The 7,238-nt window shown below is 35.1% G+C and carries 5 protein-coding genes; all 5 read right to left on the reverse strand.

All coding sequences use genetic code 11. The features are described from left to right. Window positions 1–180: 180 nt before the first annotated feature. Window positions 181–1,245 carry a peptide chain release factor 1 gene (prfA, locus tag J6D32_RS12825; protein ID WP_006784592.1) on the reverse strand — a complete coding sequence of 355 codons (1,065 nt, stop codon included), beginning with the start codon at window positions 1,243–1,245 and terminating at the stop codon, window positions 181–183. 294 nt (window positions 1,246–1,539) lie between these two features. After that, on the reverse strand, window positions 1,540–2,901 hold the full coding sequence (gene dnaB / locus J6D32_RS12830; protein WP_006784591.1) for a replicative DNA helicase: 1,362 nt from the start codon (window positions 2,899–2,901) through the stop codon (window positions 1,540–1,542). A 26-nt stretch (window positions 2,902–2,927) separates the two neighbouring features. Beyond that, complete coding sequence (gene rplI, locus J6D32_RS12835; RefSeq protein ID WP_006784590.1) at window positions 2,928–3,371, reverse strand: 50S ribosomal protein L9; 444 nt, start codon at window positions 3,369–3,371, stop codon at window positions 2,928–2,930. A 2-nt stretch (window positions 3,372–3,373) separates the two neighbouring features. Then, complete coding sequence (locus tag J6D32_RS12840) at window positions 3,374–5,353, reverse strand: DHH family phosphoesterase (protein ID WP_009606137.1); 1,980 nt, start codon at window positions 5,351–5,353, stop codon at window positions 3,374–3,376. 20 nt (window positions 5,354–5,373) lie between these two features. After that, a complete protein-coding gene (locus J6D32_RS12845; RefSeq protein ID WP_006784588.1) occupies window positions 5,374–6,291 on the reverse strand; it encodes a DUF2232 domain-containing protein in 918 nt (305 codons plus the stop codon). Window positions 6,292–7,238: the final 947 nt, after the last annotated feature.

Genomic DNA, 7,238 nt, shown 5'->3' on the forward strand with positions numbered 1-7,238 from the left:
AAGAATTCTTATGATTCAAAATCTAACTAAACCCAAAAGAAAAATCCTAGCAGCATAGCTACTAGGATTTCAATTCGGTCGTTCATTATAATAGGTTACAAATTAATCAGCAACACTATTTGACAAAGAACCAAAATAAAAGGGTACTTTAAACTTAGAGTACCCTTTTATATATAAAAACTATTCTTGATGAGCTAATTTACGTTTTTGTTCTTCCGTAATTAACGCTTCAATAACTGGTTCTAATTTACCTTCCATAACGCGATCTAACTGTTGAATAGTAAATCCAATACGGTGATCTGTTACACGGTTTTGTGGATAGTTATATGTACGGATTTTTTCTGAACGCTCTCCAGTACCAATTTTTGAACGACGCTCTTCACCTTCAGCTTCTAAACGCTCTTGTAAAATTGAATCATAAATACGAGCTTTTAATACTTTTAATGCATTCGCCTTATTTTCATGCTGAGATTTTCCATCCTGACATGATACAACGATTCCAGTTGGAACGTGAGTTAAACGTACTGCAGATTTCGTTGTATTTACAGACTGACCACCAGGCCCTGATGAACAGAATGTATCAACACGGATATCATTCATACTTACTTCAATATCTACATCTTCTGCTTCTGGCATAACTAATACAGTTGCTGTAGATGTGTGGATACGTCCTTGAGATTCAGTTGCAGGAACACGTTGTACACGATGAGCTCCTGATTCATACTTCATGTGAGAGAACACACTTTCACCTGAAATCATAAACTCAACTTGTGACATCCCTCCTGATTCAGAATAGTCAACGTTCATAACTTGAATTTTCCATCCTTTTAACTCAGCATACTTCGTATACATACGGTATAAGTCTGAAGCGAAAATATTTGCTTCATCTCCACCTGCTGCTCCACGAATTTCAACGATAACGTTTTTCTCATCATTTGGATCTTTAGGAATTAATAAAATTTCTAATTGTTGCTCAAGCTCTGGTAAACGAGGTTTTAATTCCTCTAATTCCATTTCAGCCATTTCACTGATTTCTGGATCAGAATCTTTAGCCATTTCTTTTAAATCTTCAATAGAACTTGCAATATTTTTATATTCAGTATACACATTAACTGTCTCTTCAAGACCACGTTGTTCTTTTGATAACTCAGTTAATTTTTTAATATCAGTAACGATTGCAGGATCTGCCATCATCTCATTAATTTTTTCATAACGCTCTAAGATTGCCTCTAAACGTTCAAACATAAGTTGAATCCTCCTCTATATATAAACAAAAATGTTTTCTAGCCATAAAACATCAGCCTTAGTTGCTAAATCTTTTTGGTGCCAAGACATCCTATAGTCCAGCCAAAAGTTTTCAACTGCACAAAACTTATCTAGAATTATATAATTATCCATTCCTAATTATAATATAAGTCTTTGCTATCGTCAAAATGTGTTATAAATGTACAACGTTTTTATTTACAAATAAAAGTCAGAGTTAAAAAACTCTAACTTCATAGTATCTATATTTAATCCATATCTTTAAACAAGGTTATATTACAAGTCTGGGACACTTGCTCCTTCTGGTACAAAGGCTAGATTTTCGAAGCGGCTGATTTCTTTTCGGAATGCTAATTTAATTGTTCCGACAGCACCGTTACGGTGTTTAGCGAAAATGACTTCGACGATATTATCATTCGTTTCAGGATCCTTTTTATAATAATCTTCACGGTATAAGAAGGTTACGATATCGGCATCCTGCTCGATACTTCCCGATTCACGTAAGTCAGACATCATTGGTCGTTTATCTTCACGACTTTCAACCTGACGTGATAACTGTGATAAAGCGATAACCGGAATTTTCAATTCACGGGCCATCTCTTTTAACATACGCGAGATTTCCGATACCTCTTGTTGGCGGTTCCCACCATTAGATTTACTTCCCGATAATAACTGTAAGTAGTCAATAAGGACTAATCCAAGACCTTTTTGTTGATGTAGTTGACGACATTTAGCGCGTAACTCCCCAACTCTGATACCAGGTGTATCATCAATATAAATTCCAAGACCACCTAATACATCAGTGGCGATTTTTAATGAGCGCCAGTCAGCACCTTCTAAGTTCCCCGTTTTCAAACGGTGTGCCTCAATTCGTCCCTCAGCACTGACAAGACGAGAAACTAACTGGTCGGCCCCCATCTCCAAACTGAAGATAGCGACATTTACATTATTTAATTTTGCCACATTTTGTGCAACATTTAAGGCGAAGGCTGTTTTCCCCATCGCCGGACGTGCTGCTACAATAATTAGGTCATTATTTTGTAATCCTGATGTAATATCATCTAAGGCCGTATAGCCGGTTGTTAACCCCGTTACCTCTCCAGTTGATTGTGATAACTTTTCAACATTTTTAATAAAATCGACTAAGACATTATTAATCTCTTTAAAATCAGACCCTTGATTCAAACGAGAAAGGCCTGAAAACTTTTGTTCTGCTGCATCGATTAAATCCTGAGTCGATGTCTCAGGACTATAACCTTGTTCAATTAATTCTTGGGCTCGATTAATAATTAAACGTGAAATCGACTTTTCAAGAACCATATCGATATAATGATCGGTATGAGCAGTCGTTGCAACACTCTCATAAATGGTTAAGATATACTCAACGCCACCAATTTCTGAAATACGCTTATGATCCTGTAAAAAAGCCGTAACAGTTGTTACATCGACCCCTTTATTTTGCTCAAGCAACGTTAACATCGCTTCATAAATAATGCGATGACGATGATGATAAAAATCATCGGGCTGTAACTTTAACTTTACATCCTCACATACCTTTTCATCAAGTAACATCGCACCAAGAATCGCTTGCTCAGCATCAGTGCTATGTGGCATGTGTCGGTTTTGCGTTTCTAGCATAGACGTGACCAACCTTCATCTTCTAATTATTTTTCTTTGATTTGAACATTAATTGTTGCTGTTACTTCTGGGTGTAAGTGAATTGGAACTCGTGCCATTCCTAAACCACGAATTGGTTCCTCTAAATCCATTTTACGTTTATCTAATTTAATTTTAAATTGTTTTTCAAATTCTTCTGCAATTGCTTTAGTACTAACAGATCCAAATACACGTCCGTTATCTCCAGCTTTTACTTTAACAATAACTGTTTTTTGTTCAAGATCCGCTTTTAAAGCTTTCGCCTCTTCTAATCTTAATTCAGCCTGTTTTTCTTCTTCAGCTTGTTGTTGCTTTAATTTATTCATATTTGCTGGTGTAGCATCAACAGCTTGTTTATTTTTAATTAAAAAGTTTGCAAACCCATTAGGGAAATCTTTAACTTCTCCACGTTTACCTTTACCTTTAACATCAACTAACATAATTACTTTCATGCCTAGTCACCACTTTCTTCTAATTCTTTTTCAATTGCATCTTTTAACATCAACACAGCTTCTTGAGTATTAATCCCTTTAATCTGAGTTGCTGCATTATTTAAATGGCCACCGCCACCTAATTGTTCCATCAAGAGTTGAACATTAATATCTCCAAGTGATCTCGCACTAATTCCAATATGTTGATCATCAATACGCGAAATCACAAATGATGCCTTAATATTTTGAACATTTAATAACTCATCTGCAGTCTGAGCAATTTGAACTTTTTCAAGTACCATCTCATCATCTGCTGGCGCGATAATAAACACATCTTTGAAAATCTCCGCACGTTCGATTAAATGCGCTTTACTATAATAATTTTCAAGCGGCGTACGTAGAAGCTGTTGTACTAACTTCTCCTCTGCCCCTTTTTGTTTTAAAATCGCAGCCGTTTCATAAGTTCGACGTCCCGTATGATATGAAAAACGTCTTGTATCTACAATAATTCCCGCAAGCATAATCGATGCTTCAAGCGACGACATCTTAATTTTTTGCGAGTAATAATCAAACATATCCACTACTAATTCAACAGTTGAAGATGCGTATGGTTCTGCAAACGAGAGCACAGATTCAATCACATCGACCCCTCTACGATGATGGTCGAATACCGCAATTTTCTTCGCACGTTGTAAAAGTAATGGTTCAATTACCATTTTTGGATCTTGCGTATCGGCAACAACAAGTAACGTATTTTTCGTCATTAACTCTAGCCCCATCTCAGATGAAATAAAATAAGGCCTTAACTTCTCATCTTGCATAATGGCAGCGACGAAATTTTTAGCTGTTTTATCTAATTCTTCTTCTTTTAAAACAATATACGCTTCTCGTTTCGAGGCAATGCTCATACGAAGCAATCCAATACTTGCTCCAATTGCATCGACATCTGGATAACGATGTCCCATAATAATCACACGTTCACTATCACGAACCAAACGTTCATAAGCTTGTGCATTAACACGCGCTCTTACACGATTACGTTTTTCAACTGGATTTGTTTTTCCACCATAGAATAAGAACTTATCGTCACTTGCAATTTTAATAGCAACCTGATCACCACCACGACTTAAGGCTAAATCTAGCATATAATTCGCACGCTGACCAAGCTCAGCAAAACTTTCATAGCCTGTTGCTAAGCCAATACTAATAGTTAACAACATCTCTTTTTCTTTTGCCGCTTCACGAACCTTATCTAAAATAGCAAACTTCTTATCACGCAATTTCTGCAACACTTCAAAAGACATCATCATCACAAAACGGTCACTTGAAACTGTTCGAATATAAATATTATTTTCTTCAGCCCACTGCATAATAATAGAAACTATTTTTCCATAAAATTCACTTTTTTCTTGTTCTTTTAAATTATGGATAACTTCATCGTAATTATCCATAATGAGTACCCCAATAACCGGTTGTTCATTCACATACTTCTTACAAAGATCTGTGAACGGTGTATTATCCGTTAAATATAACAAGCGCTCATCACGATGATGTTCTACTAAATATGTTTTATCTTTAACCGTAATTTCAAAAACAGCGCTCTCCCCTAAAACCTTATCATACAAAGCTTCACTCATCGTTTGTAAAGGAAGATCATGTAAATCTGCACCGAAAATTTGTTTTGCAAAACCATTAAACCAGACCACTTCATGAGCTTCATCATATAATAAAACTCCAATTGGTAATTCATTAAAAACAATCTCACCTGCATGCTTCACACGATAGCTAACTGCTTCAATTCGCTTTTTAGTATCTAACTTATAATGATAATACGCATTAATCTTATAGATAGCGTCTCCTACAAAGTACAAGAAGATGATTAGTGAAATCACATCTGACTGAAAATAAGCATAAACTCCTGAAACAAGAATAAATAAGCTCGATACAGTAATATAGCCAAGGTGTTCTTGATATTCATCCAACCATTTCCGAACCTTCTTCACTATCGATACACCACCTTTCACTATACCCCTTTTATCTCAAAACGTTTTCGATAATCAAACAATGCATCCATCATTCCAATCAATGAAACAAACATAACTAAGTTTGATAAAATGGCGAATACAACAACCATAATGCCTAAACCTTTTTGATTTCTTGATTTAAAGAACTGAATAGCCACAATAATTCCTTGAATCATAAATAAAGTGTTTAAAAGCATTACCACGTTTAATAAAACAACTGTCACACCACTATTTCTAACAAAAGCCATCGCAAACTGTGAAATAATCAATAAAATAGCAAGCTTTGCTCCAAGTTGAAACTCAGAAATAGGCTGTGAAACTGGAGTTTGAAGATGCATGCGTTTTAACACAAGAGTCGAAACCTTGTCGCTTAAAAAAGCTTGAATTGCACCCATAATTAACAGCAACGTTGGCATTACCATTGGAATAACCGTCTGCATCATCTCTTGCATCGAAGTCAATTGCTCCATACTTCCTTCAGGCATCACACTTCCAACTTGATCAAAAACACTAAACATCTCATTCATCGTCTGTAAAAACATTTCCGAAATGCTTAATTTGGTTAAGACATAAGTCATTAATGGCATAACTACAACAAACACAATTGATGCATTCAAAATACGATTCCAATAAGGCCACTTTTTAACAATTCCAATTCCTAAAAGAGCACCTGTTATACCATAAAGAAGCGTTGTCATTAAACCATAAACAGATCCAATCAAGTACGTTCCAATCGTACATCCAAGCAACAATAATAGAATATCAGACACCTTCTGACTAACCACGCTATAGATAATGAGGGGAATAGGTAACAGAAGTGTCATGATACTTGGTAAAATTCCGACATTATATAAAATAAAAAAAACTAAGTAAATGGCCATCATCATCGCTGCATTTACTAGCGACTTTGTCTTCATCAAAAGACCCCCTTCTAAACGTTGGCTATCATGAGTATTATACCACATAACCCAAATTTTAAGAATTATAAAAATACGTTACTCCTATTATGGCCTTTTTACCGATAAATCAAGCACTTTAAAAATAATACACACTTTTTTAAAAAAATATAGAGAACTATTCCTTTTGCTCATGCAAAAAAGATGCTCTAGAATAAACTATTATTGTGATAAGGAGTTAGAAAACAAGAAAACAACTTATCACACCACTAGAATAGCAATCATCGAAGCACTACACTAATTCTTATAACAATAGCCATCAGCAAAATATTTGATGCACCCTATCAACTCGAATCTTAATATTAAGCCTAGTGATTTATTGATGAAGAACAAAGTGTCGCTAGTACCTCAAATAATTTTATTAACAAATATATTCCTATCCATTACTTAACTTTAAGTGCGACATCTTACTAATTACTTAACCTCCATCCATTCCAAACCCTATATCCTTTCATTCAAAAAATTCCTTTAACATCTTTCCTTTCAACTAAACTACAGTCTTTTAAAAACTATCGCGCTTAGTTCTCATCAACCTTCAATATTCTAAAAGTTTGTCTCATTGCACTATAGTTTCACTAAACTCATTCATATCAAATTATCAACTCCACACTATTTATTCATATACATTCTTAACCTCCATCCACTACACCATTTTAAGCACCATTTAATTTCCAATCATCACACCACCCTTCATTACTCACTCACACTCCACCTATTCATCATCCCAAACTCCTAGTATCACATCCATTACATCTAATACCTTTCATTCTAATATCCTTTCAAATTCCATCCTTCATACAAATCCCACTACATACCATCCACTACATTTTTTTAAGCACCATTTAATTTTCAATCATCACACCACCATTAATTAATCGCATCCCCCCTATACATCCACTAAGCTCCTA

This window comes from Turicibacter sp. (assembly GCF_017941855.1).
GTDB lineage: Bacteria > Bacillota_I > Bacilli_A > MOL361 > Turicibacteraceae > Turicibacter > Turicibacter sanguinis.